Annotated in this window: 22 protein-coding genes; 20 read left to right on the top strand and 2 right to left on the bottom strand. The window is 56.4% G+C overall.

Translation table 11 applies throughout. The features are described from left to right. Positions 1–18: 18 nt before the first annotated feature. The 5 genes from FDG13_RS09505 to FDG13_RS09485 all read left to right on the top strand — a co-directional run bounded on the left by FDG13_RS09505 (position 19) and on the right by FDG13_RS09485 (position 7,335). On the top strand, positions 19–2,889 hold the full coding sequence (locus tag FDG13_RS09505; RefSeq protein WP_180127046.1) for a 2-oxoglutarate dehydrogenase E1 component: 2,871 nt from the start codon (positions 19–21) through the stop codon (positions 2,887–2,889). 55 nt (positions 2,890–2,944) lie between these two features. After that, complete coding sequence (odhB, locus tag FDG13_RS09500) at positions 2,945–4,213, top strand: 2-oxoglutarate dehydrogenase complex dihydrolipoyllysine-residue succinyltransferase (protein WP_180127044.1); 1,269 nt, start codon at positions 2,945–2,947, stop codon at positions 4,211–4,213. Between the two features lie 147 nt (positions 4,214–4,360). Beyond that, positions 4,361–5,788, top strand: a complete 1,428-nt coding sequence (gene lpdA / locus FDG13_RS09495; RefSeq protein ID WP_180127042.1) for a dihydrolipoyl dehydrogenase — start codon at positions 4,361–4,363, stop codon at positions 5,786–5,788. 75 nt (positions 5,789–5,863) lie between these two features. Then, positions 5,864–6,961, top strand: a complete 1,098-nt coding sequence (gene zapE, locus FDG13_RS09490; protein ID WP_180127041.1) for a cell division protein ZapE — start codon at positions 5,864–5,866, stop codon at positions 6,959–6,961. Next, positions 6,958–7,335, top strand: coding sequence for a hypothetical protein (locus FDG13_RS09485; RefSeq protein WP_180127039.1), 378 nt, complete (start codon positions 6,958–6,960; stop codon positions 7,333–7,335). Before zapE ends, FDG13_RS09485 begins: the two co-directional genes overlap by 4 nt. A 2-nt stretch (positions 7,336–7,337) precedes the next feature. On the opposite strand, the gene FDG13_RS09480 is transcribed toward FDG13_RS09485, so the two are convergent. Then, complete coding sequence (locus tag FDG13_RS09480) at positions 7,338–8,102, bottom strand: PP2C family serine/threonine-protein phosphatase (protein ID WP_180127037.1); 765 nt, start codon at positions 8,100–8,102, stop codon at positions 7,338–7,340. A 4-nt stretch (positions 8,103–8,106) separates the two neighbouring features. After that, a complete protein-coding gene (locus FDG13_RS09475) occupies positions 8,107–8,913 on the bottom strand; it encodes an outer membrane protein assembly factor BamD (RefSeq protein ID WP_180127034.1) in 807 nt (268 codons plus the stop codon). Between the two features lie 14 nt (positions 8,914–8,927). Here FDG13_RS09475 and FDG13_RS09470 point away from each other — a divergent pair, with 14 nt between their 5' ends. From FDG13_RS09470 to hflK, 15 genes are all read left to right on the top strand, one after another. Further along, entirely contained in the window at positions 8,928–9,944 is a 1,017-nt protein-coding gene (locus FDG13_RS09470; RefSeq protein ID WP_255435181.1) for an RluA family pseudouridine synthase, read from the top strand. A gap of 114 nt (positions 9,945–10,058) precedes the next feature. Continuing rightward, positions 10,059–10,748 (top strand): SMC-Scp complex subunit ScpB, encoded by a 690-nt coding sequence (gene scpB / locus FDG13_RS09465; protein ID WP_180127030.1) that lies wholly within the window; start codon positions 10,059–10,061, stop codon positions 10,746–10,748. Then, complete coding sequence (locus tag FDG13_RS09460) at positions 10,745–11,902, top strand: pseudouridine synthase (protein WP_180127028.1); 1,158 nt, start codon at positions 10,745–10,747, stop codon at positions 11,900–11,902. The genes scpB and FDG13_RS09460 overlap by 4 nt, the downstream gene beginning before the upstream one ends. Positions 11,903–11,998: 96 nt before the next feature. Next, positions 11,999–12,424 (top strand): nucleoside-diphosphate kinase, encoded by a 426-nt coding sequence (ndk, locus tag FDG13_RS09455; RefSeq protein ID WP_078365666.1) that lies wholly within the window; start codon positions 11,999–12,001, stop codon positions 12,422–12,424. A gap of 7 nt (positions 12,425–12,431) precedes the next feature. Further along, positions 12,432–13,580, top strand: coding sequence for a 23S rRNA (adenine(2503)-C(2))-methyltransferase RlmN (gene rlmN, locus FDG13_RS09450; protein WP_180127026.1), 1,149 nt, complete (start codon positions 12,432–12,434; stop codon positions 13,578–13,580). A 3-nt stretch (positions 13,581–13,583) separates the two neighbouring features. Continuing rightward, complete coding sequence (pilW, locus tag FDG13_RS09445) at positions 13,584–14,420, top strand: type IV pilus biogenesis/stability protein PilW (RefSeq protein WP_255435180.1); 837 nt, start codon at positions 13,584–13,586, stop codon at positions 14,418–14,420. Beyond that, the gene (locus tag FDG13_RS09440) at positions 14,413–15,357 is read left to right on the top strand and encodes a RodZ domain-containing protein (protein ID WP_180127024.1); all 945 of its coding nucleotides are present in this window, start codon (positions 14,413–14,415) and stop codon (positions 15,355–15,357) included. The genes pilW and FDG13_RS09440 overlap by 8 nt, the downstream gene beginning before the upstream one ends. Continuing rightward, positions 15,357–16,628, top strand: coding sequence for a flavodoxin-dependent (E)-4-hydroxy-3-methylbut-2-enyl-diphosphate synthase (ispG, locus tag FDG13_RS09435; protein WP_180127021.1), 1,272 nt, complete (start codon positions 15,357–15,359; stop codon positions 16,626–16,628). The genes FDG13_RS09440 and ispG overlap by 1 nt, the downstream gene beginning before the upstream one ends. Before the next feature lie 11 nt (positions 16,629–16,639). Beyond that, on the top strand, positions 16,640–17,953 hold the full coding sequence (gene hisS, locus FDG13_RS09430) for a histidine--tRNA ligase (protein ID WP_218942680.1): 1,314 nt from the start codon (positions 16,640–16,642) through the stop codon (positions 17,951–17,953). Positions 17,954–17,964: 11 nt separating this feature from the next. Then, on the top strand, positions 17,965–18,642 hold the full coding sequence (locus tag FDG13_RS09425) for a tetratricopeptide repeat protein (RefSeq protein WP_180127018.1): 678 nt from the start codon (positions 17,965–17,967) through the stop codon (positions 18,640–18,642). Between the two features lie 3 nt (positions 18,643–18,645). After that, positions 18,646–19,785: an outer membrane protein assembly factor BamB gene (gene bamB / locus FDG13_RS09420; RefSeq protein ID WP_180127015.1), complete on the top strand. Its 1,140-nt coding sequence runs from the start codon at positions 18,646–18,648 to the stop codon at positions 19,783–19,785. Between the two features lie 27 nt (positions 19,786–19,812). Beyond that, positions 19,813–21,150 carry a ribosome biogenesis GTPase Der gene (gene der, locus FDG13_RS09415; RefSeq protein ID WP_180127013.1) on the top strand — a complete coding sequence of 446 codons (1,338 nt, stop codon included), beginning with the start codon at positions 19,813–19,815 and terminating at the stop codon, positions 21,148–21,150. 121 nt (positions 21,151–21,271) lie between these two features. After that, complete coding sequence (hfq, locus tag FDG13_RS09410) at positions 21,272–21,520, top strand: RNA chaperone Hfq (RefSeq protein ID WP_078365658.1); 249 nt, start codon at positions 21,272–21,274, stop codon at positions 21,518–21,520. After that, positions 21,498–22,673 carry a GTPase HflX gene (gene hflX, locus FDG13_RS09405; RefSeq protein ID WP_180127011.1) on the top strand — a complete coding sequence of 392 codons (1,176 nt, stop codon included), beginning with the start codon at positions 21,498–21,500 and terminating at the stop codon, positions 22,671–22,673. Before hfq ends, hflX begins: the two co-directional genes overlap by 23 nt. A 39-nt stretch (positions 22,674–22,712) precedes the next feature. Then, on the top strand, positions 22,713–24,110 hold the full coding sequence (hflK, locus tag FDG13_RS09400) for an FtsH protease activity modulator HflK (RefSeq protein ID WP_180127009.1): 1,398 nt from the start codon (positions 22,713–22,715) through the stop codon (positions 24,108–24,110).

Genomic DNA, 24,110 nt, shown 5'->3' with positions numbered 1-24,110 from the left:
GAGTGAAAGTCAGCGAATATGAGTGAAACCAACTCGGTTTACCAAGCCTACCAGGCCAATACCTACCTTTTCGGTGGGAATGCCCCGTACGTCGAAGAGATGTACGAAAACTACCTCGCCAACCCCGGAAGTGTTCCCGATACCTGGCGCGATTATTTCGACGCTTTGCAGCATGTGCCTGCGGTAGACGGCAGCAACGCCCGCGACGTGCCCCACCAACCGGTCATCAACGCCTTTGCGGAACGCGCCAAACAAGGTGTCAGCCGGGTCGTGGTGGCCAGCGGTGCCGACTCCGACATGGGCCGCAAGCGGGTGGCTGTTCAGCAACTGATTGCGGCCTACCGCAATGTGGGCGCCCGTTGGGCCGATCTCGATCCGCTCAAACGCACCGAGCGTGAACACATCCCCGAGCTGGACCCGGCGTTTTACGGCTTCACCGATGCCGATCATGAAACGGTATTTAATACCAGCAATACCTTTTTTGGTAAAGAAGTCATGAGCTTGCGTGATCTTCTTAATGCTTTGCGTGAGACCTACTGCAGCACCATCGGCGCCGAATACATGTATGTGACCGACCAGGCGCAAAAGCGCTGGTGGCAACAAAAGCTGGAAAGTGTCCGCAGCAAACCACAGTTTGACGCCGACAAGAAAAAACACATCCTGGACCGTCTGACCGCCGCCGAGGGCCTGGAGCGCTTCCTGCATACCAAGTATGTTGGCCAGAAGCGCTTCTCGCTCGAAGGTGGTGAGAGCTTCATTGCAGCCATGGATGAGCTGATCCAGCAGGCTGGTGCGCGTGGCGTGCAGGAAATTGTGATTGGTATGGCCCACCGTGGTCGTTTGAACGTATTGGTGAACACCCTGGGCAAGATGCCCGCTGGCCTGTTTGCCGAGTTTGACCACACCGCCCCGGAAGAGCTGACCGCCGGCGACGTGAAGTACCACCAGGGTTTCAGCTCCGATGTCACCACCATTGGTGGCCCGGTGCACTTGAGTCTGGCGTTTAACCCGTCACACCTGGAAATCGTCAACCCGGTGGTGGAAGGTTCGGTGCGTGCCCGTATGGACCGCCGTGCCGACCCGACTGGCCGCCAGGTGTTGCCAGTGCTGGTGCACGGTGATGCCGCTTTTGCGGGCCAGGGTGTCAACCAGGAAACCCTGGCGCTGGCGCAAACGCGTGGTTACACCACGGCTGGCACGGTGCACATCATCATCAACAACCAGATTGGTTTCACCACCTCGGATCCGCGCGACTACCGCTCCACGCTGTACTGCACCGACATCGTCAAGGGCGTCGAAGCCCCGGTGATGCACGTCAACGGTGACGACCCTGAAGCGGTGGTGATGGCCATGCAATGGGCGTTGGACTACCGCATGGAGTTCCGCAAGGACGTGGTGCTTGACATCATTTGTTTCCGCAAACTGGGCCACAACGAGCAGGACACCCCGGCGCTGACCCAGCCGCTGATGTACAAAAAGATCGCTCAGCATCCTGGCACCCGCAAACTCTACGCTGACAAACTGGCCGCGCAAGGTCTGGGGGCTGATCTGGGAGACCAGATGGCCAAGGCCTACCGTGCCGCCATGGACATTGGCCGCCACACGGTAGACCCGGTCTTGACCAACTTCAAGAGCAAGTTTGCGGTCGACTGGGCACCGTACCTGAACAAAAAATGGACCGATGTCTGCGACACCGCCATCCCACTGACAGAGTGGAAACGTCTGGCTGAAAAAATCACCGTGATCCCCGCCAGCGTCAACCCGCATCCCTTGGTCAAAAAAGTTTACGACGACCGTGCGGCCATGGGTCGTGGCGACATTCCGGTGGACTGGGGCATGGGTGAACACATGGCTTTTGCCTCGCTGGTGGCCAGTGGTTACCCGGTGCGCCTGTCGGGTGAAGATTGCGGCCGGGGTACCTTCACCCACCGCCATGCGGTGATTCACGACCAAAGCCGTGAAAAATGGGACACCGGCACCTATGTGCCCTTGCAAAACGTGGCCGACAACCAAGCCCCGTTCAATGTCATCGACTCCATCCTGTCCGAAGAGGCGGTGCTGGGCTTTGAATACGGTTACGCCTCCAATGACCCCAACACGCTGGTGATCTGGGAAGCCCAGTTTGGCGACTTTGCCAATGGCGCGCAGGTGGTGATTGACCAGTTCATCGCCTCAGGCGAGGTGAAATGGGGTCGTGTCAACGGCATCACCCTGATGCTGCCGCATGGCTACGAAGGGCAGGGGCCGGAGCATTCCTCAGCTCGGGTTGAGCGTTTCATGCAACTGGCGGCCGACACCAACATGCAGTTGGTGCAGCCGACCACCGCGAGCCAGATTTTCCACGTGCTGCGCCGCCAGATGATCCGCACCCTGCGCAAACCGCTGGTGATCTTCACGCCCAAATCGCTGCTGCGTAACAAGGATGCCGCGTCCCCCTTGTCTGAATTCACCAAGGGCAGCTTCCAGACCATCATCCCTGACCAGAAGGCGCTCAAGGCCGAGAAGGTCAAACGGGTGGTGGTGTGTTCGGGCAAGGTCTATTTCGACCTGGCCAAGAAACGCGAGGAAAAAGGCGCCGATGATGTGGCCATCATCCGTGTTGAGCAGCTCTACCCGTTCCCACACAAGGTGTTTGGCGCCGAGCTCAAGAAGTATCCCAACGCCACCGAGGTGGTGTGGACACAGGACGAGCCGCAAAACCAGGGTGCCTGGTTCTACGTGCAGCACTACATTCACGAAAACATGCTTGAGGGTCAAAAGCTCGGCTACTCCGGACGTGCAGCCTCGGCCTCGCCGGCTGTCGGTTACGCCCATTTGCACCAGGAGCAGCAAAAAGCGCTGGTGGAAGGTGCGTTTGGCAAGCTCAAGGGCTTTGTCCTGTCCAAATAAACGCGCCTGACACAGTCACAAGCGCAGTCCTCAAGTATTTTTTGAAAGAATTGTCATGGCAATCGTAGAAGTCAAAGTCCCGCAACTGTCTGAGTCCGTGGCCGAAGCCACCTTGTTGCAGTGGAAGAAAAAAGTCGGTGACAGCGTCACCGTGGACGAAATCCTGATCGATGTTGAAACCGACAAGGTGGTACTGGAAGTGCCAGCACCTTCGGCCGGTGTGATTGTCGAAATCCTGCAAGCCGATGGCAGCACGGTGGCGGCTGATCAGTTGATTGCACGCATCGACACCGAAGGTGTGGCAGGTGCGGTGGTGGCGCCAGTGACCCTGGCCATGGCGGCGGTGTCGGCTGCAGCCGCAGCACCTGCGGCGGTAGCACCAGCCGGAACCGCGATGGCGGGTGTGGCAATGCCCGCTGCAGCCAAGTTGATGGCCGACAACCAGCTCGCTGCAGGTTCGGTGGCTGGCACGGGCAAGGATGGTCGCGTCACCAAGGGCGATGTCCTGGCCGCCGTGGCTGCACCTAAAGTTGTAGCTGCTGCGCCAGCACCTGCAAAGGCTGCAGCCCCTTTATTGCCTCAAGTGGCAGCACCAGCCAGCAATCTGGCGGCGCAGCTGGCGGGTCGCCCCGAGCAACGTGTGCCAATGAGCCGCCTGCGCGCTCGAGTGGCCGAGCGCCTGATCCAGTCACAAAGCACCAACGCCATCCTGACCACGTTCAACGAGATCAACATGGCCCCGGTGATGGACATGCGCAAGCGCATGCAGGAGCGTTTCGAGAAAGAACACGGCGTCAAGCTGGGTTTCATGAGCTTTTTTGTCAAGGCCGCAGTGCACGCCTTGAAGAAGTTCCCGGTGCTCAACGCCTCGGTGGACGGCACCGACATCGTCTACCACGGCTACTTTGACATCGGCATTGCGGTGGGTTCACCGCGTGGCCTGGTGGTGCCGATCTTGCGCGATGCTGACCAGATGAGTTTTGCCGACATCGAAAAGAAGATTGCCGAGTTTGGCCAGAAGGCCAGGGACGGCAAGCTGGGCATGGAAGAAATGACCGGTGGCACCTTCTCCATCAGCAATGGCGGCACCTTCGGCTCGATGATGTCGACCCCCATCATCAACCCGCCCCAAAGCGCGATTTTGGGTGTACACGCCACCAAGGACCGTGCCATGGTGGAGAACGGCCAGGTGGTGGTGCGCCCGATGAACTACTTTGCCATGTCGTATGACCACCGCATCATCGACGGCCGCGAAGCCGTGCTGGGCCTGGTGGCCATGAAAGAGGCGCTGGAAGACCCAGCACGCTTGTTGTTCGATATTTAAAGCACACCCCAGGCTTCGCGCACTGCGTTTCGCTTCGCCACCCCCTTGCAGGGGCAACACCAGCGGCCCGGCCAAGCCGGTTCCGCGGTGTTTCTGGCTGAGGGCGCGCTGTGAATGGATGCCTCATGAACGCAATAAGGAATTTTTATGAGCAAACAATTTGATGTGATAGTGATTGGTGGCGGCCCTGGTGGCTACATTGCAGCCATTCGTGCCGCCCAGTTGGGCCAGAACGTGGCCTGTGTGGATGAGTGGAAAAACAGCCAGGGTGGTCCGGCCCTGGGTGGCACCTGCACCAATGTGGGTTGTATCCCGAGCAAGGCTTTGCTTCAATCTTCAGAGCACTATGAGCAGGCCAGCCATCACTTTGCTGACCATGGCATCACCGTCAAGGGTCTGAGCATGGATGTGGCCAAGATGGTGGCGCGCAAAGACACGGTGGTCAAACAGAACAACGATGGCATCCAGTACCTGTTCAAGAAGAACAAAGTCAGCTTCTTCCATGGCCGCGGCTCCTTCGTCAAAGCCAGCGCAGATGGGTATGAGATCAAAGTGACTGGTGCCACCGAAGAAACTATTGTGGGTCGCCACATCATCGTGGCCACTGGCTCCAATGCCCGCGCACTGCCGGGCACGCCGTTTGACGAAGAACTGATCCTGTCCAACGACGGTGCGCTGCGCATCAATGCCGCTCCAAAGAAGCTCGGGCTGATTGGTGCTGGTGTGATTGGCTTGGAGATGGGCTCGGTCTGGCGCCGCCTGGGCACCGATGTGACGATTCTGGAAGGTTTGCCAACCCTGCTGGGGGTGGTGGACGAGCAGATTGCCAAAGAAGCCAAAAAAGCCTTTGACAAGCAGGGTCTGAAAATCGAGCTTGGCGTCAACGTTGGTGAGATCAAGACCAGCAAAAAGGGTGTGACTGTGGCCTACACCAGCGCCAAGGGTGAAACCAAGACGCTGGAGGTGGACAAACTCATCGTCTCGATCGGTCGCTCACCCAATACCATCGGACTGAACGTCGAGGCCGTGGGCCTGAAGCTCGACGAGCGCGGTGCGATTGTGGTGGATGCCGACTGCAAGACCAACCTGCCCGGCGTGTGGGCGGTGGGTGATGTGGTGCGCGGCCCCATGCTGGCACACAAGGCCGAAGAAGAGGGCGTGGCCGTGGCCGAGCGCATTGCCGGTCAACATGGGCATGTCAACTTCCAGACCATACCGTGGGTGATTTACACCAGCCCCGAAATTGCCTGGGTCGGTCGTACCGAGCAGCAGCTCAAGGCCGATGGGGTGGCTTACAAGGCAGGCACCTTCCCGTTCCTGGCCAATGGCCGTGCGCGGGCGTTGGGGGACACCACCGGCATGGTCAAGATGCTGGCAGATGCCAAGACCGATGAAATCCTGGGCGTGCACATTGTTGGCCCGATGGCCAGCGAGTTGATCGCCGAGTGTGTGATGGCCATGGAATTCCGCGCCAGCAGCGAAGATATTGCCCGCATCTGCCATGCCCACCCGTCTTTGAGTGAATCAACCAAGGAAGCGGCGCTGGCGGTGGATAAACGCACCCTGAACTTCTGATTTATAGAAAATTGGCCTCTAGCCCTTATAAAATAAGGGCTAGTAGCTCCATTTTTTATAGTTTGTGGTTGGCTTGTGACAGTTAAGAAAATCTACCTGAATGAACTGGCAGCGCGTGGTTTCACGAGTGACCCGGCGCAGTTGCGTGCGGTGCAGGCACTGGAAACCTGCGCGCGTGAGTGGCGCCATTTCAAGGAAAAGCGCTCCAACGCGTTCAAGAAGCTAATCAACCACCCACCGATTCCGCGCGGTGTGTACATGTACGGCGGTGTCGGGCGCGGAAAAAGTTTTCTGATGGACTGCTTTTACACCGCGGTGCCGCTCAAGCGCAAAACCCGGCTGCATTTTCATGAGTTCATGCGCGAAGTGCACCGTGAACTCGCCGCCTTGCAGGGCACGGTGAACCCGCTGGACCAACTGGCCAAACAGATTGCCGAAAAGTACCGCCTGATCTGTTTTGATGAATTCCATGTGTCTGACATCACTGACGCGATGATCTTGCACCGCCTGCTCAAGGCCTTGTTTGACAACGGTGTGGGCATTGTGACCACCTCCAACTTTAAACCCGACGAGTTGTACCCCAATGGTTTGAACCGCGATCGTCTGTTACCCGCCATCGAGATGCTTAAGCACGAGTTGCAGGTGATCAATGTCGACAATGGGACGGACTACCGTGGCCTCACGATGGAACAGCTGGAGCTGTACCACACACCTTTGGGGCCAGAAGCTGAGGTGGCCATGGTCAGTGCGTTCGAGCGGCTGGCCGAGCAGCAGGACCAGGACCCGGTGTTACAGATCGAATCACGTGTGATCCAGGCGCGCCGGCGTGCCGGTGGTGTGGTCTGGTTTGATTTCAAAACCCTGTGTGGTGGGCCGCGCTCCCAAAATGACTATCTGGAATTGGCCACCCAGTTCCACACCGTCTTGCTCAGTGATGTTCCCCAGCTGCCACCGCGCATGGCGGCGGAGGCGCGACGCTTTACCTGGCTGGTTGATGTGCTTTACGATCGGCGGGTCAATCTGATCATGTCGGCCGCTGTGCCCGCTGATCAGTTGTACACCGAAGGGCAGTTGGCCAATGAATTTGCGCGCACGGTGTCGCGTATCAAAGAAATGCAAACTGGTGAATTTTTGGCGCTTGAGCGCCGCAATGTGGACACACGGCTGACATGACACTCAAAATTTTGACCGGACTGATCTTGACCCTGGCGCAGCTGGCCGCCACGGCACAAACCGAGGCGCCTTCAACTCAAGCGCTGGATGTGGGGGCAGAGCGGGCACGTATTGCCCGGGAACGTGCGGCCAGCGAACTGGTGTATGCCGCGTCAGAACGTGACTGTTACAGCCGCTTTGCGGTGTCCGACTGTCTGAGTGACGCCCGCAAGGTGAAGCGTCAGGCGACGGACGAGTTGCGCCGCCAAGAACTGGTATTGAACGACATGGAGCGCCAAAGCAAGGCGGTAGAGGCGCTCAAACGCATCGAAGCCAATATCGCGGCACAACAGGAACAGCTGGAAAAATCTGCTGCGCCCGAAACCCGTCCCTGAGCTTAGCTGCAGGCCGCTTCCACCTTGACGATGGCCAGTGACAGGTTGTCACCACTGCCTTTGGCGCGCAAACGCGCTTTGTCAATCAAAAATTCACTGGCTTCCCGAGGCGACAGTGTTGCCAACACGGAGCCCAGTTCAGCCTCGGTGAAATAGTGCCACAGGCCATCACTGCAGACCATCAGGGTGTCTGATGCTTGCAGTTTGCTGATGCTGTGGGTGTCGATCGGCGGCTCTTTTTCGGTGCCCAGGCAGCCCATCAAAATATTGGACTGCGGGTGAAAACTGGCCTGTTCTTCGGTGAGTTCACCCTTGTTGACCAGAGATTGAACGTAAGAATGGTCTCGGGTGCGGGACACCAGTTGTTTGCCGTGAAAGTGGTAAATCCGTGAGTCACCAGCATGGGCCCAGTGGCAGCTGCCATCCGGGTTGAGGACAAATACCGCAATGGTGCTGTGTGGCTCTTCTTCGGTGGATATGGCGGTGAGTTTGATCACCGTGTGCGCCTCCAGCACCAATTGGCTCAGCATGCTGATCGGGTCGTCGACCGATGGTGCATAACGCTCAAACAGTTGTCGAGCTGTCATCATGACCTGGTCAGAGGCTTTGCGCCCCCCACTGCGGCCACCCATGCCATCTGCCAACACCGCCATCACACAGCCTTTGACATGGTGGTGGCTGATCAAGCTCACCTGATCTTGCTGGTAATCACGATCACCCTTGTGAATACCGGTCGAAGCTGTGACCCGACAAGCCTTGATGCTCATTCCCTCACCAGAGCTTCCACCACGGCTGCGTCTTGGTTTTGAACCCTTGTGTCAGATAGGTGGTCTGGGGATAGTTCTTTTCCAGCACGCGCCGGGCGTCGTCACGCAACTCGGGCAGGTTCAATGCATCATAAGACTGCACCATCAGGAACAGCGCTTCTTCCAAGGCGGGGGCGCCCTGGTAGTCTGCAATCGCGGTTTGGGCTCGGTTGATAGAGGCCAGGTAGGCGCCACGTTGGTAGTAGTAACGCGCCACGTGCACCTCAGACTCGGCCAGCGAGTTCACCACGTAATGCATGCGCGCACTGGCATCTGCCGCGTATTTGGAGTCAGGAAAACGTGTAACCAGTTCCTTGAAAGATTCAAACGACTCCTTGGCAGCTTTCTGATCACGCTCTGACAGATCCTGTCGGGTGATGGACCCAAACAAGCCCAGATCGTCGTTGAAATTGATCAAGCCTTTGAGGTACAGCGCGTAATCGAGCGCCGGACTGGCCGGATGTAACTTCATAAAACGGTCGAGTGTGGCCACTGCCAGCACTGGCTCACCGTTTTTGTATTGTGCGTAGGCTTTGTCCAGTTGGGCCTGTTGCGCCAAGGGTGTACCGGCAGCACGGCCTTCGAGCTTGTCAAACAGGGGGCCAGCCTTGTCATAGGCGCCGGCTTTTAACTCATCCTTGGCCTCAGCATAAATCTTGTTCGGACTCCAACCCGCCGTCGGGTCTTTGGGGGTGGAGGAACATGCGCCCAGCAGCACAACGCCACACGCGAGGGCCCAGGTGCGGGCAGCAGATAATTTGGCATCAGGCATGTAGGACAGCTTTCTTGAAAAACACTCCACAAATTATATCGACCGACCTTGGGACTTATGACGGCGAGGCTACCGAAGACGCCGGGCCAGAAGTGGAGCTGCGCGCATTGACGTTCAAGCCAGAGCATCACGGCTTGCGTTTGGATCTGGCATTGACTGACCTCGTGCCTGAGTTCTCACGAAGTTACCTGCAGCAACTGGTTGACTTGGGCAGTGTCTGGGTGAACGATAAAGTGCTCAAGAAGGCCGCATCCAAGGTTAAAGCTGGCGATATTGGCCAAATTGCTTTGCGACCAACACCCCAAAGCCAGGCCTTCAAGGCTGAAAACCTGCCCTTGGACATTGTTTTTGAAGATGAACACTTGCTGGTCATCAACAAACCCGCCTCTCTGGTGGTGCATCCGGCGCCTGGCAACTGGAGTGGCACGCTGATGAACCGTCTGTTAGGTCACGACAGTCAGGCTTTTCATCTGCCACGTGCCGGTATCGTTCACCGGTTGGACAAGGACACCAGCGGCCTGATGGTGGTGGCGCGCACCCGCCAGACCATGGACGCACTGGTCCAGGCGATTGCTGCGCGTACGGTGAAACGGCAATACCTGGCTCTGGCACACGGTGTTTGGCGCGGTGCGGCTGTGCGGCATGTGGATGCCCCCATTGGTCGCGACCCCGGCAATCGTTTGCGCATGTCGGTTGTGGATCTGGCACTGCATGCGGGCAAGGTGGCACAGACCGACTTTGAATGCCTGGCAAACGGTGTGCAGGGCTGTCTGATCAAGTGCACTTTGCACACCGGTCGGACGCACCAGATCAGGGTGCATCTGGCGTCGATCGGGCATGCTTTGGTGTCGGACCAGACCTACGGTGGTGCGGCAGCCGCGGGATTGCAACGACAGGCTTTGCATGCCACCAAGCTGGCGTTTATCCACCCCGTGACGGGGCAATCGCTGGTTTTTAAGGCGCCTTTGCCATCGGACTTTTCGACGGCGCTTTGCAGCTGGGGCCTCAATTACAATAGCGACATCTTTTAGCACGGCCTTGCCATGCGATTCAACGTGCCACCGATGACTTGTCGGTCCTGATCACGTCTTCCATATCTTTGAGTACCGCACCCATGGGGGTGTTTTGACCGGAATTTGCCAACCATGAACACGGCGGATGCCAAACGCATCCTGGAAACTGCATTGCTTTGTGCCCAACAACCCATGCCCGTCAAGGACATGCGGATCTTGTTGGGCGATGACTGGGCGACGTCCGGGATTGATGTGCTGTTGTCCCAGTTGCAGTCAGACTGGTCCGAACGCGGTCTGGAGCTGGTGTCGGTGTCTACAGGTTGGCGTTTTCAGAGTCGCCCTGACATGCAGGTGTATCTGGAGCGCTTGCATCCGGAGAAGCCGCCCAGGTATACCCGTGCGACCTTGGAGACCTTGGCCATCATTGCTTACAAGCAGCCTGTCACGCGAGGTGATATCGAGACAGTTCGCGGGGTAACGGTGAATTCGCTGACCCTCAAACAGCTTGAAGACCGGGGCTGGATTGAGACGATTGGGCACCGTGATACCGTGGGCAGGCCTGCGCTGTTCGCCACAACCCGTCATTTTTTGGACGATCTGGGGCTCAACTCCCTGGATCAACTGCCGCTGTTGACATCGCCACCCCAAGCCACCGATGCTCTCGAATCGATGTTGGGGCAGGAGTTGCCCTTGGCTGACTCGCTGAAAGCAGCCTCTTTCGTTTCAACCGACGCCAGTTCACGCAATGGCGAATTGAACTGGTCGAACGACCCCGATCCGGGCACGAGCCCGATTGAACCCGTACCTGAGGACACACCATGACCGAACTCCCTACAGAGCCGACCACGCCTGCCACTGATATGGATGATGCCATTCGTTTTGAAGACGTTGTCTCCGGTGTGTTCGATGCTGCAGAAAACGAAGTAAATCCTGCTGCGCTCAAGCGGGTTCTGCCGCCTCAGCCAGAATCACCCAAGTTGCACAAGGTGTTGGCGCAGGCTGGCATGGGCTCGCGTCTGGAGATGGAGCAGCTCATCTTGGAGGGGCGTATCACCGTCAACAATGAACCTGCGCACATTGGTCAGCGGGTTCAGTTTGGCGACAATGTCAAAGTCAATGGCAAGCCGATTCGTTTCAAGATTGCGCCGCCGCCCGCACGCGTTTTGGCCTATCACAAACCTGCAGGCGAAGTGGTCAGCCACGATGATCCGCAAAACCGTCCCACGGTGTTTCGCAAACTGCCCAAGTTGTTTCAGGGCAAATGGCAGTCGGTGGGCCGCCTTGACCTCAACACCGAGGGTTTGCTGTTGTTCACCAGCTCTGGCGAGCTGGCTAACAATTTGATGCATCCGCGGTTTGGGTTGGAGCGTGAATATGCAGTGCGGGTGCTGGGCGCACTGACTTTGGACGAAAAGCACAAACTGCTCGACGGTGTCCGGCTCGATGATGGCATGGCGCAGTTCGGCTCCATCGAAGAGGGGGGTGGGGAGGGGTCGAATTGCTGGTATCGGGTGACGATCTCCGAAGGGCGCAACCGCGAGGTGCGGCGCATGTTGGAGTCGGTCGGCCATGCCGTGAGCCGTCTGATTCGTATCCGTTATGGCTCCATGGTGTTGCCTAGAGGCTTGAAGCGGGGTGCCTGGGTTGAATTGGACGACGCAGATATCCGCTTGTTAACGCGGGCATCACAAACGCCAGGAGCACCTGTGCGCGACTCTGCTGAGCCCGCGCCGGCGGGCAAGCGGACACCCAGCGGGCGTGGTGCAGGTGGCGCGGTACGCAACCGCAACACACCGGGTCGAGGTCCTGCACGATCCCCGGCTGCTGGTAAAGCTGCAGCTTCACAACCTGATCCCTTAAAAACATCATTGGGCTACATTGGAGCTGACAGTTTTTCCAAGCAGCGTCAGGAAGCTGGCAAAAAACGCGGAAACGTACCAGGTGCTGGACGCAGGCCAGGTGGGCGCAGCAGATAAGAAAGCAACCCGTTGGCGTTCATGCCAATTGGGCGCAGGTTAAGATCAAGGGCTTTGGTCCAAAGATCAGAAATTTTTAATTCACGAGGAAATCATATGGCTATCGAACGCACTCTCTCCATAATCAAACCTGACGCTGTTGCCAAAAACGTGATCGGTCAGATCTATGCTCGCTTTGAAGCGGCCGGACTGAAAATTGTGGCCTCCAAGATGGCGCATTTGTCACGCCGTGAAGCCGAAGCTTTTTACGCTGTGCACAAAGAGCGTCCTTTCTTCAAAGATCTGGTCGAGTTCATGATTTCCGGCCCGGTCATGATCCAGGCGCTGGAAGGTGAAAACGCCATTCTTAAGAACCGTGAACTGATGGGGGCAACTGATCCGAAAAAGGCTGCACCTGGCACCATCCGTGCTGATTTTGCTGACAGCATCGATGCCAATGCAGTGCACGGCTCTGACGCCGCCGAGACAGCGGCTGTCGAAGTGAGCTTCTTTTTCCCCGGCATGAACGTTTTTTCGCGCTGAAGACAGTATGACGGTCAACCTGCTCGAACACGACCTCGAGAGTTTGGCCGCTTTTTGCGAGCGGCTGGGCGAGAAGCGCTTTCGCGCTGTTCAACTGTTTCGCTGGATCCATCAAAGAGGATGCTCTCGTTTTGAGGACATGAGCGATCTGGCGAAATCCTTGCGCGAAAAGCTCAAGGGTGTCGCTCATGTCAAGGCGATGGATGTCATCACCCAACACATTTCTGCAGACGGCACCATCAAGTGGCTGTTTGACGTGGGGGGTGGCAATGCTGTGGAAACAGTATTTATCCCCGAAGACGACCGGGGCACGCTCTGTCTGTCGACCCAGGCGGGCTGCGCCATGGGTTGTCGATTTTGCTCAACCGGCCATCAAGGTTTCAGCCGCAACCTGACCACGGGCGAAATCATCGCGCAACTTTGGTTTGCCGAGCATTTTCTGCGTAAACATCTTAAGCGTGATGAGCGGGTGATCTCCAACACGGTGATGATGGGCATGGGTGAGCCCTTGCAAAACTATACGGCGCTGATTCCAGCTCTCCGAATGATGCTGGACGACCATGGCTACGGCCTGTCACGCCGTCGTGTCACGGTGTCAACTTCAGGTTTGGTCAAGAAAATAGACTTGTTGGGCGTCGAATGCCCGGTGGCATTGGCTGTTTCGCTGCATGCACCCAACAATGCTCTTCGTGATTATCTGGTGCCTCTCAACATCAAACATCCGCTTGAGGAGCTGATGCCAGCGTGTGTCAATTACCTCGAACATGCCCCAAGGGATTTCATCACTTTTGAATACTGCATGCTCGATGCTGTGAATGACAGCGATGCGCATGCGCAGGAGTTGGTCCAGCTGGTGAAGCACTACGGTCACTCGGTGTCTTGGTGCAAGTTCAATCTGATCCCCTTTAATCCTTTTCCTGCCTCGGGCTTGCATCGTTCCAAGCAAGAACGCATCCAAGGGTTTGCAAAAATCCTGAGCGAAGCAGGTATCACAACCACCATTCGCAAGACCCGTGGTGATGATATCGATGCCGCATGTGGTCAGCTTGCAGGCGATGTGGTTGATCGGACCCGAGTGACCGTGCGAATTGCCCGCCAACGTAGTTCTGAGCTGAATTCAAATCCGTTGGATGTCCCAACCGATGCGAAAATCTGAGCCATGAAAGTCACGATGAAAAACACATCGACCGGTCGTCTTGAGTTGCTTTTGGCGGCCTGCGTCTTGTGCAGTGGGTTGACGCTCAGCGGCTGTGCTGGTCCAGTAGGTTCAAGTCGTGCGGGTGAAGTGCACGAAGACATCGTCACCGAGTCCGATGTAAGTGCAGAGCGCAAACGGGCGCGCATCCGGATGGAGTTGGCGCTGGGGTACCTTGAGGAGGGCAAGACCACCGTAGCCTTGGACGAAATCAAGCAAGCGATTGCGGTTGATCCAAGCTACTCAGACGCGTTCAGCCTGCGCGGTTTGATTTACATGCGCTTGAATGACTATGCCATTGCCGAAGACAGTTTCAACAAAGCACTGTCGCTCAAGCCACGAGACAGCCATGTGTTGCACAACATGGGGTGGTTAAAGTGTCAGAACGGGCAATTTGCCCAATCGATGAACTATTTCAATCAGTCTCTGGCCAATCCACTCTACAACGAGCGTGCCAAGACACACATGGCCCAGGGTGTGTGTCAACTCAAAGCTGGTCAGTTGCCAGAGGCAGAGGTCAGCCTGATGAAGGCATATGAATATGACGCGGCTAACCCTGTTACTGGGTACAACCTGGCCAATGTTCTTTTTCAAAGAAAAGAGTATGTCCGGGCGCAGTTTTACATCCGTCGATTGAACAACACCGATTTGGCTAACGCAGAGACGCTGTGGCTCGGTATCAAAATAGAAAAACGTATGGCCAATCTTGAGGCGATGAACCAGCTTGCTGAACAGTTGATCAAGCGGTTTCCCGAGTCGCCGCAGACTGCCTTTTTCCAGCGTGGAGCTTTTGATGAATGATCTGGGTCTTGAGGGCGATGTGACGGATGTGTCAGTCCAGTCTGCGCCGATGCAGGCAGCGGCCATGCTCAAAGAGGCGCGTGAGGCGCAGGGATTGCATATTGCCGCGTTGGCTGTCGCATTAAAAGTACCGGTCAAGAAACTGGAAGCACTGGAGGCAGGTCGGTTTGACCAGTTACCGGACATGGTCTTCGTGCGTTCATTGGCACTGAGTGTTTGTCGCGCCTTGAAAGTGGATCCTGCGCCCATCATGGCCAGTTTACCGGAACCTCATTTCAACCAGTTCAAGATCAATGAGACAGGCTTGAACACAAGTTTCAAAGATTCCACTGGGGCATCGCGCCAAGGTGTATTAGCGCAGCTCTCCAGTCCCCTTGGTCTTGGTGTCTCTTTTTTGATCGTGGCGATTGTGGTGATCCTGGCTTGGCCGGTCACGCCTTTGTTTGAGGACGATTCCCTCGTTTCTAAAGAGGCGACCGAACCTATGCCGGTCATGGAGCAACCCACCCAAAGTCCGCAAGTATCTGCAAATGGGGTCGAAGACGCGGGTGTTTTGACGCAACCGCCGTCCGACATTCATCCAGAAGCGTCCGTGGTTGCGGAGGTCCCCGTTGCATCAGCAAGCAAAGTCATAAGTGTTGCCTCTCCACCCCCGGCAAGTACCCCGATGAATGTGGTCGGTGCCGAAGTGACCAGTCAGTCCACGATGCTTGAGCTCAGTGGTCATGGGGAATCTTGGGTTGAAGTCACTGACAGTGCAGGGCAGTCCAAATTGCGCAAATTGATGCAGAGTGGCGAAGTGATTCGCTTGACAGGACAACTGCCTTTGTCCGTGGTAGTGGGGCGTGCAGATATGGTGTCGGTTGTTGTTCGCGGAAAACCATTGGATCTGGCGCCTCTGGCTCGCGAAAATGTTGCGCGATTTGAGGTGAAGTGATGAATACAGCCAAGCCCATTGCAGAAGCGACTGCACAATCCAGCGCATCTAGACAGGCCAAAGTCGTCTGGGGCAATCGGATCGTCACAGTGGGGGGTGGCGCCCCAGTACGGATCCAGTCCATGACCAACACTGACACGGTGGATGTGATTGGTTCGGCCATTCAGATCAAGGAGTTGGCACTAGCAGGCTCCGAGATGGTGCGCTTGACGGTCAATACGCCCGAGGCAGCTCAGGCTGTGCCCTATATTCGAGAGCAACTTGATCGCATGGGCATCGACGTGCCCCTGATCGGTGACTTCCATTACAACGGGCATCGTTTACTGACCGACTACCCGGAGTGCGCTCAAGCCTTATCCAAATACCGGATCAACCCTGGCAATGTTGGCAAAGGTGACAAGCGTGACAAGCAATTCGGCCTGATGATCGAAGCCGCTGTGAGGTGGAATAAAGCGGTGCGCATTGGGGTGAATTGGGGCAGTCTGGATCAGGCTCTGCTGGCCGACCTGATGGATCAAAACAGTCGCCGGGAAACACCTTGGGGTGCCAAATCAGTGATGTACGAGGCATTGGTCACCTCCGCGCTGGATTCCGCACAACAAGCTTTTGAGATGGGCCTGGATCCGAACCAGATCATCCTGTCTTGCAAAGTGAGTGGGGTGCAGGACCTGATTTCGGTATACCGAGAACTGGCCAAACGTTGCAACTACGCTTTGCATTTGGGCTTAACCGAAGCTGGTATGGGCACCAAAGGTGCTGTTGCCTCTGCTGCAGCGCTGTCTGTGTTGTTGCAAGAAGGCATAGGAGACACCATTCGGGTGTCTTTAACGCCTCAGCCTGGTGAGTCCCGTACACAAGAAGTGGTGATTGCCGCCGAAATTTTGCAGGCACTTGGCATGCGCTCTTTTGTGCCAAGCGTGACGGCCTGTCCTGGGTGTGGACGCACCACCAGCACCACCTTTCAAGAGTTGACCCAGCGTATTGAAGCTTTTTTGCGTGCGCAGATGCCCCATTGGCGCAGCAAGTACCCCGGTGTCGAAAAAATGAAAGTCGCCGTGATGGGCTGCATCGTGAATGGTCCAGGCGAGAGCAAACACGCAGACATTGGTATCAGCTTGCCCGGTACCGGTGAGGCGCCTGCTGCGCCAGTCTTTATAGATGGCGAAAAGCGCATGACCTTGCGTGGTGACGCCATTGCCGAAGAATTCCAGGCTGTTGTTGAAGACTATGTTGAAAAGCGCTTTGGTGCAACAGCCGTTTCCCAGATGTGATCCCGCCCTCCATGACAGAAAAAGTAACCCCCTCTCCTGTGGGCAAGTTGACAGCCGTTAAAGGCATGAATGACTTGCTTCCCCCTGATTCAGCCGTTGTCGAGTGGTTTGAAGCCAAGGTTCGTGACTTGATGTCACGTTTTGCCTACCGCAACATCCGTACCCCCATTGTTGAACGCACACCCTTGTTTGTACGTGGTTTGGGCGAGGTGACGGATATTGTCGAGAAGGAAATGTACTGTTTTGAGGACCGCCTCAACGGCGACCCTCTGACCCTTCGCCCGGAGGCAACCGCTGGTGTGGTGCGTGCTGCACTGGAACACAGCCTCTTGTATGACGGTGGTAAACGCCTGTATTACATGGGTCCGATGTTCCGACATGAGCGGCCGCAAAAAGGTCGCTACAGACAATTTGACCAAATTGGCGCAGAAGCATTGGGGTTCTCTGGGGCCGAAGTAGACGCCGAACTGATTTTGATGGCCACAGCGCTGTGGGCAGAGATCGGTTTGACCGATGTCCGTCTGGAGCTCAACAGTTTAGGCCAACCGCCCGAGCGCTTGGCGCATCGGCAAGCCTTGATTGCCTACTTTGAGCAACATGCCGAAGTGCTGGATGAGGACGCACGCAGACGCTTGCACAGCAACCCTTTGCGTATTTTGGACACCAAGAATCCGCAAATGCAGGGCCTGGTGAATGCAGCGCCACAACTTCTGGATTTCCTGGGTGAAGCATCTCTGGCTCACTTCAACAGCTTGAAGTCCATCCTGGAGGCCAACAACGTAGCCTACACCGTGAATCCGCGACTGGTGCGTGGCATGGACTATTACAACCTGACGGTTTTTGAATTCACCACAGACCGCTTGGGCTCACAAGGTACCGTTTGTGCAGGTGGACGCTACGACTATTTGTTTGAACAACTGGGAGGCAAATCAACACCTGCCGTTGGTTGGGCGCTGGGTGTTGACCGGGTGCTGGAGTTGGCCAAGACCGCCGGACTCACCCACACCGGGGCGCCACTCGATGCCTATGCCATCGTGACAGAGGTCTCTGCCATGCCTTTGGTTTTGTCAACGCTGCAATCTTTGCGTGCAGTGGGTATCAGGGTTCAAATGCACACCAGTTCCTTGGAGGGGATGGGCAGCATGAAAAGCCAGTTCAAACGCGCAGATGCCAGTGGCGCACGCTACGCATTGGTTTTTGGACCTGATGAGGTCGCGGCGAAACAGGTCACGATCAAACCGTTGCGCGATGCAGCAGTTGCCCAAACAGCACAAGCCTTGGCCGATCTGGCCACCTGGGCCCCAACCCTACAATCTACCGTTTAGCGAATCACCTCATGGCAAACCAATTGGATCTTGAAGAACAGGAACAGCTTGACCAGATCAAGCATTTCTGGAAGCAATATGGCAATCTCATCACCTGGGTTTTGATTGTCGTCCTGGCAGCATTTGCCAGCTGGAATTTCTACAACTATTGGCAGCGCAGCCAGGCCAACCAAGCGGCGGCGCTGTTTGATGAGGTGGAGCGTTCCATTCAGTCTGGCGACTCAGCCAAAATTGACCGTGTTTTTTCAGACATGAAAGAACGGTTTGCATCCACGGCTTACGCTCAGCAATCGGGGTTGCTGGCGGCTGGACACTACGCAACAACCGGCAAAACAGATGCTGCCAAATCGGCATTGATCTGGGTTGCGGAAAAGTCTTCTGACGCTGGTTACCAAGCAGTGGCCAAACTCCGCTTGGCTGGGGTTCTGATGGATGCCAAGGACTTGGATGGCGCGATGAGCCAGTTAGGTGGCAGCTTCCCCGCAGGTTTTGGGGCCTTGGTTGCTGATCGACAAGGCGACATTCTGGTGCTGCAAGGCAACACAGCCAAAGCGGTTGAAGAGTACCAAAAGGCCTACCGCCTATTTGATCCTTTAACAGAATACCGGCGTTTGGTCGAGATCAAGCTTGGCGCCTTGGGCGTCAACGTGCAAAACAGTGCCCCGGCAGATGCCGTGCAAGGGAAGTAGTCCATGTTGAACCAATTCACAGTTGATCGTTTCATCAAAGTCGGGTTGAGTGTGGTCCTGATGGGTCTGCTGACGGCTTGTGCCAGCGGCTCCAAGGCACCCAAACCAGCCGAGCTAGGCGTCGATCCCGCATTGCTGAGCGTTCGAACTGTCTGGAAAGCCCAAATCGGCAAAGTGGACTTCCCACTGGCTGTTTATACCTCTGCCAATACAGTGACCTTGGCCAGCTCGGACGGCAACGTGAGCTCGCTGGACGCACAAACGGGCGCTTCCTTGTGGCGCATCAAGTTGGACAGCCAGATTTCGGCCGGCGTTGGCAGTGATGGCACCTATACCTCCGTGGTTACCCGAGACAACCAGTTGGTGACCATGGTTGCAGAGGGAGAGCTTTGGCGTGTGCGACTGTCAAGCCAGGTATTTACTGCGCCTTTGGTAGCAGGCGAGCGGGTTTTTGTGCTGGGTGCAGACCGAGTCGTGTCTGCATTTGACGCACGCAGCGGCAAAAAAATTTGGTCGAACCAGCGGCCTGGTGAAGCCCTGGTTCTGCGCCAGGCCGGTACGCTCTTGGCAGTCAATAACACCTTGGTCGTCGGATTAAGTGGCAGACTGGTTGGTTTAAATCCATTAACTGGCAACGTGGTCTGGGATGCGCCTTTAGCGACGCCACGTGGCACCAACGATATCGAGCGTTTGGTGGACCTGGTTGCGGGCGTCAGCCGTGAAGGAAATGTGGTTTGTGCGCGTGCGTTCCAGGCGGCTGTGGGTTGTGTCAACACCAACCAAGGCAATGTCATCTGGAAGCAGTCGGCTTCTGGTGCAGCCGGTCTGAGTGGCGATGAGAAGCAGGTCTATGGTGTTGAAGCGGACGGGAAGCTGATGGCATGGCGACTCAGTGATGGCGTCGTCACTTGGACCTCGGATCGCCTGCGTTATCGGCAACCCGGCACACCCTTGGTGCTGGGGCGCTCAGTGGTGGTGGGTGACAGCACCGGACTTTTGCATTTTGTAGCGCGTACCGACGGCACACCCCTCACACGTTTGTCCACCGACGGTTCAGCCATTGTGGCGACCCCGGTTGTAGCAGGAACCACCTTGGTTGCCGTCACCCGCAATGGCACGGTCTTTGGCTTTCAGCCAGAGTAGTACGTCACCACCGACTGATCCATCAACATGAAGCCCGTATTGGCCCTGGTGGGCCGCCCGAATGTGGGCAAATCCACGCTGTTCAACCGACTGACCAAGTCACGTGATGCCATCGTGGCGGATTACTCCGGCCTCACACGCGACCGTCACTATGGCAACGCAAAACACAGCGGCCAAGAATTCATCGTCATCGACACCGGCGGGTTTGAGCCAGATGCCACCAGTGGCATCTACAAAGAAATGGCCAAACAGACGCGTCAGGCCGTTGCAGAGGCGGATGTCATCGTTTTTGTGGTGGATGCCCGGGGGGGTGTCTCTGCACAAGACCATGACATTGCCAATTACCTCAGGCGTTTGGGCAAACCGTGTCTGTTGGTCGCCAACAAAGCCGAAGGCATGTTGGAGGGCGCTCATCTGGTCGAGTTCTACGAGTTGGGTCTGGGCGAGGTGTTGCCAGTGTCTGCGGCGCACGGACAGGGTATCCGGTCCTTGCTTGATCAGGCCTTAAAACCGCTGAACCTCCCGGACAGCCCCGATGATGAGGAAACCGTGCCAGGCGTGATCAAACTCGCTGTGGCTGGCCGTCCCAACGTGGGCAAGTCAACCCTCATCAATGTCTGGTTGGGTGAGGAACGCTTGGTCGCATTTGACTTGCCTGGCACCACCCGTGACGCCATTTCAGTTCCTTTTGAGCGTGAAGGTCAGAAGTTTGAGCTGATTGACACCGCTGGTCTGCGTCGGCGTGGCAAGGTGTTCGAAGCCATCGAAAAATTTTCGGTGGTTAAAACCTTGCAGGCTATTGAATCGGCGAATGTGGTCCTGCTGTTGATCGATGCCACCCAAGGTGTCACCGACCAGGATGCACACATCGCGGGTTACATCCTTGAAAATGGCAGGGCTGTGGTGCTGGCTGTCAACAAGTGGGATGCGGTGGATGAGTACCAGCGCGAACTGGTGAAACGTTCCATTGAAACACGCTTGGCGTTCTTGAAGTTTGCCAACATGCATCTGATCTCTGCCCAAAAACGGCAGGGTCTGGGTCCTTTGTGGGCATCCATCATTCAGGCTTACAAGGCTGCAAACTGCAAGATGTCGACGCCTGTTCTGACACGTTTGTTGCTGGAGTCTGTGCAGTTTCAAAGTCCGAAGCGTTCTGGCATGTACCGTCCGAAGCTGCGTTATGCGCATCAAGGCGGTATGAACCCGCCGATCATCGTGATCCACGGCAATTCGCTTGAACATGTCACCGATGCGTACAAGCGCTTTCTGGAAGGCCGCTTCCGCCAGGCGTTTGATCTGGTGGGCACACCTTTGCGTATCGAGCTGAAAACATCAGCGAATCCGTTTGCTGACAAAACAGACTGAGGCATTTCGCAATCTCTGTGACATATTTATGTGGATTTGTCCACCCTGGAGGTGATGCCGCAGATGGCTGTGGTATCGTGACTCCTTCTTTTTCTTTCATTATCCGAACACGGAGAATATCGTGAACAACAAAGGCCAACTTTTGCAAGACCCGTTTCTCAACACTTTGCGTCGAGAACATGTCCCTGTATCGATTTACTTGGTCAACGGCATCAAGCTTCAAGGTCAGATCGAATCATTTGACCAATATGTTGTGTTGTTGCGCAACACCGTCACCCAAATGGTTTACAAACACGCCATTTCGACCATCGTCCCCGGGCGCGCTGTCAACTTCTCTGCCACTGAGGGTGACCAACCTGCCGCCGCTTGATCTCAATCGGGCACCCACTCTGCTGGTGGGTGTTGATTTTGGCCTTCCCCATTTTGATGCCGAGCTCCAAGAGCTCGGACTCCTGGCCCAAACAGCTGGGTTGAATCCGGTAGCGCGCGTGACCTGTAAACGGCGGGCGCCGGATGCGGCCCTGTTTATCGGCAGCGGCAAAGCCGATGAGATCAAAATGTTGGCCCAGCAGCTGGGTGTACAGGAAATCCTGTTTGACCAAAGCCTCAGCCCGGCGCAACAGCGTAATCTGGAGCGGCATCTGGAGTTGCCGGTCAACGACCGGACCTTATTGATCCTGGAGATCTTTGGCCAGCGTGCGCGTAGCCATGAGGGCAAATTGCAGGTAGAACTGGCCCGCTTGCAGTATTTGAGCACCCGCTTGGTGCGCCGTTGGTCCCACTTAGAGCGGCAAAGTGGTGGCATTGGTTTGCGAGGTGGTCCAGGGGAAACCCAGATCGAGCTTGACCGCCGAATGATTGGTGACAACATCAAACGCATCAAGGAGCGTTTGGGCAAAGTCAAACGCCAAAGAACCACCCAACGCCGCCAGCGTGATCGCCGCGACGCCTTCAATATCTCACTGGTTGGCTACACCAATGCGGGCAAATCGACTGTGTTCAACACATTGGTGAAAGCCCGTGCCTACGCCGCCGACCAGTTGTTTGCCACGCTCGACACCACCACCCGCCAGCTGTATCTGGGGGATGTGGGGCGCATGATCTCTTTGTCTGACACCGTGGGATTTATCCGTGACTTGCCGCATGGGCTGATCGATGCGTTTCAGGCTACCTTGCAAGAGGCGGTGGATGCCGATTTGTTGTTGCATGTGGTTGACTTTTCCAATGACAACTACCTGAACCAAATCACTGAGGTGCAACATGTTCTCAAGGAGATTGGTGCACACGATATTCCCCAGATTCTGATCTTCAACAAATTGGATGCGGTGTCGCCCGACCGTCGCCCCCCCGTGCTGCAAGACAGCTACGAACTCGACGGCACACCAACACCACGGATATTCTTGAGTGCTCAGAGCGGTGAGGGTGTTGCTGGGTTGCGAGAGCTTCTCACACAATCGGTGATTGCTCATAGGCCAATTTTGGCGGCCACAGATTTCCCTCAAGGTCATGAGGCTGCCTTTTAATTCGGCACAATCAATACTTATTAGATAAGAGCTGATGCGATGAAATTCCAATTCCCCACTTTGAGTTTGGCGCTGTTACCGCGACGCCTCCAAGGCATGTTTAATCTCAATGACCCCCGCTGGGGCCGCAGTGATGACAAGCCCGACGAGAGCCCGCGTGGTGATGCAGATCGGCCGCCTCCTGCGGCATCTGAGCCTTCTAAAAACGAAGACCGCAAACCGCAGGGTTCAGGCAACCAGGGTCCGCCGGATCTCGATGAGTTGTGGCGTGATTTCAACCGCAAGTTAGGTGGCCTATTCGGCAACGCCAAGCCGGGTGGCCGTGGTTCCAACGGTGGCGATTTTGGTGGTGGCAGGGGCGGTAAAGGTGGCCCCGGCGGTTTCCAGCCTGACATGAAAACGGCCGGTATTGGTGCAGGTTTGATAGCGGGCGTTGCTGTCTTGATCTGGCTTGGCACAGGTTTTTTCATCGTGCAAGAAGGTCAACAGGCGGTCATCACCCAGTTTGGAAAATACAACTCCACTGTGGGTGCCGGTTTTAATTGGCGTCTGCCTTACCCTATTCAGCGCCATGAGCTGGTGTTTGTGACCCAGATCCGCTCGGTGGATGTTGGTCGCGATGTGATCATCAAGGCCACCGGGCTGCGTGAATCCGCCATGTTGACCGAAGACGAAAACATTGTCGAAATCAAATTCGCTGTGCAGTACCGTTTGAGCGACGCTCGGGCCTTTTTGTTTGAGAGCAAGAACCCGGCCGACGCCGTGGTTCAGGCCGCAGAGACAGCCGTGCGCGAGGTGGTGGGCAAGATGCGTATGGACAGCGCCTTGTCGGAAGAGCGTGACCAGATTGCGCCACGTGTGCGTGACCTGATGCAAAAAATCCTGGACCGCTACAAGGTCGGTATTGAAGTTGTGGGCATCAACCTGCAGCAGGGTGGTGTTCGTCCCCCTGAACAGGTGCAGGCCGCTTTTGACGATGTGCTCAAGGCTGGACAAGAGCGTGAGCGCGCCAAGAATGAAGCCCAGGCCTACGCCAATGACGTGGTACCACGTGCTGTGGGTGCTGCCTCCCGTCTGAAAGAGGAGGCTGATGCCTACAAAGCACGTATCGTGGCGCAAGCCCAAGGTGATTCCCAACGCTTTAAGTCGGTGCTCGCTGAATACCAGAAGGCGCCCCAAGTCACCCGTGACCGCATGTACATCGACACCATGCAGCAGATTTACAGCAATGTGACCAAGGTTTTGGTGGACACCAAACAAGGCTCTAACCTGCTGTACCTGCCGCTGGACAAAATCATCCAGATGACTGGTCAAGTGTCGCAAGACGTCACGTCTGTGCCAGCAACTGCGCCCACTATCCCGGCTGTAGGTAGCGCTGCGGCGACCGACAACCGCACCCGCGACGCCGCACGTGACCGCACGCGCGAAACCCGCTAG

This window comes from Rhodoferax sp. BLA1 (assembly GCF_013416775.1).
Taxonomy (GTDB): domain Bacteria; phylum Pseudomonadota; class Gammaproteobacteria; order Burkholderiales; family Burkholderiaceae_C; genus Rhodoferax.
The sequence above is the reverse complement of the archived record's forward strand: the minus strand, read 5'-3'. Positions and strand labels throughout refer to the sequence as shown.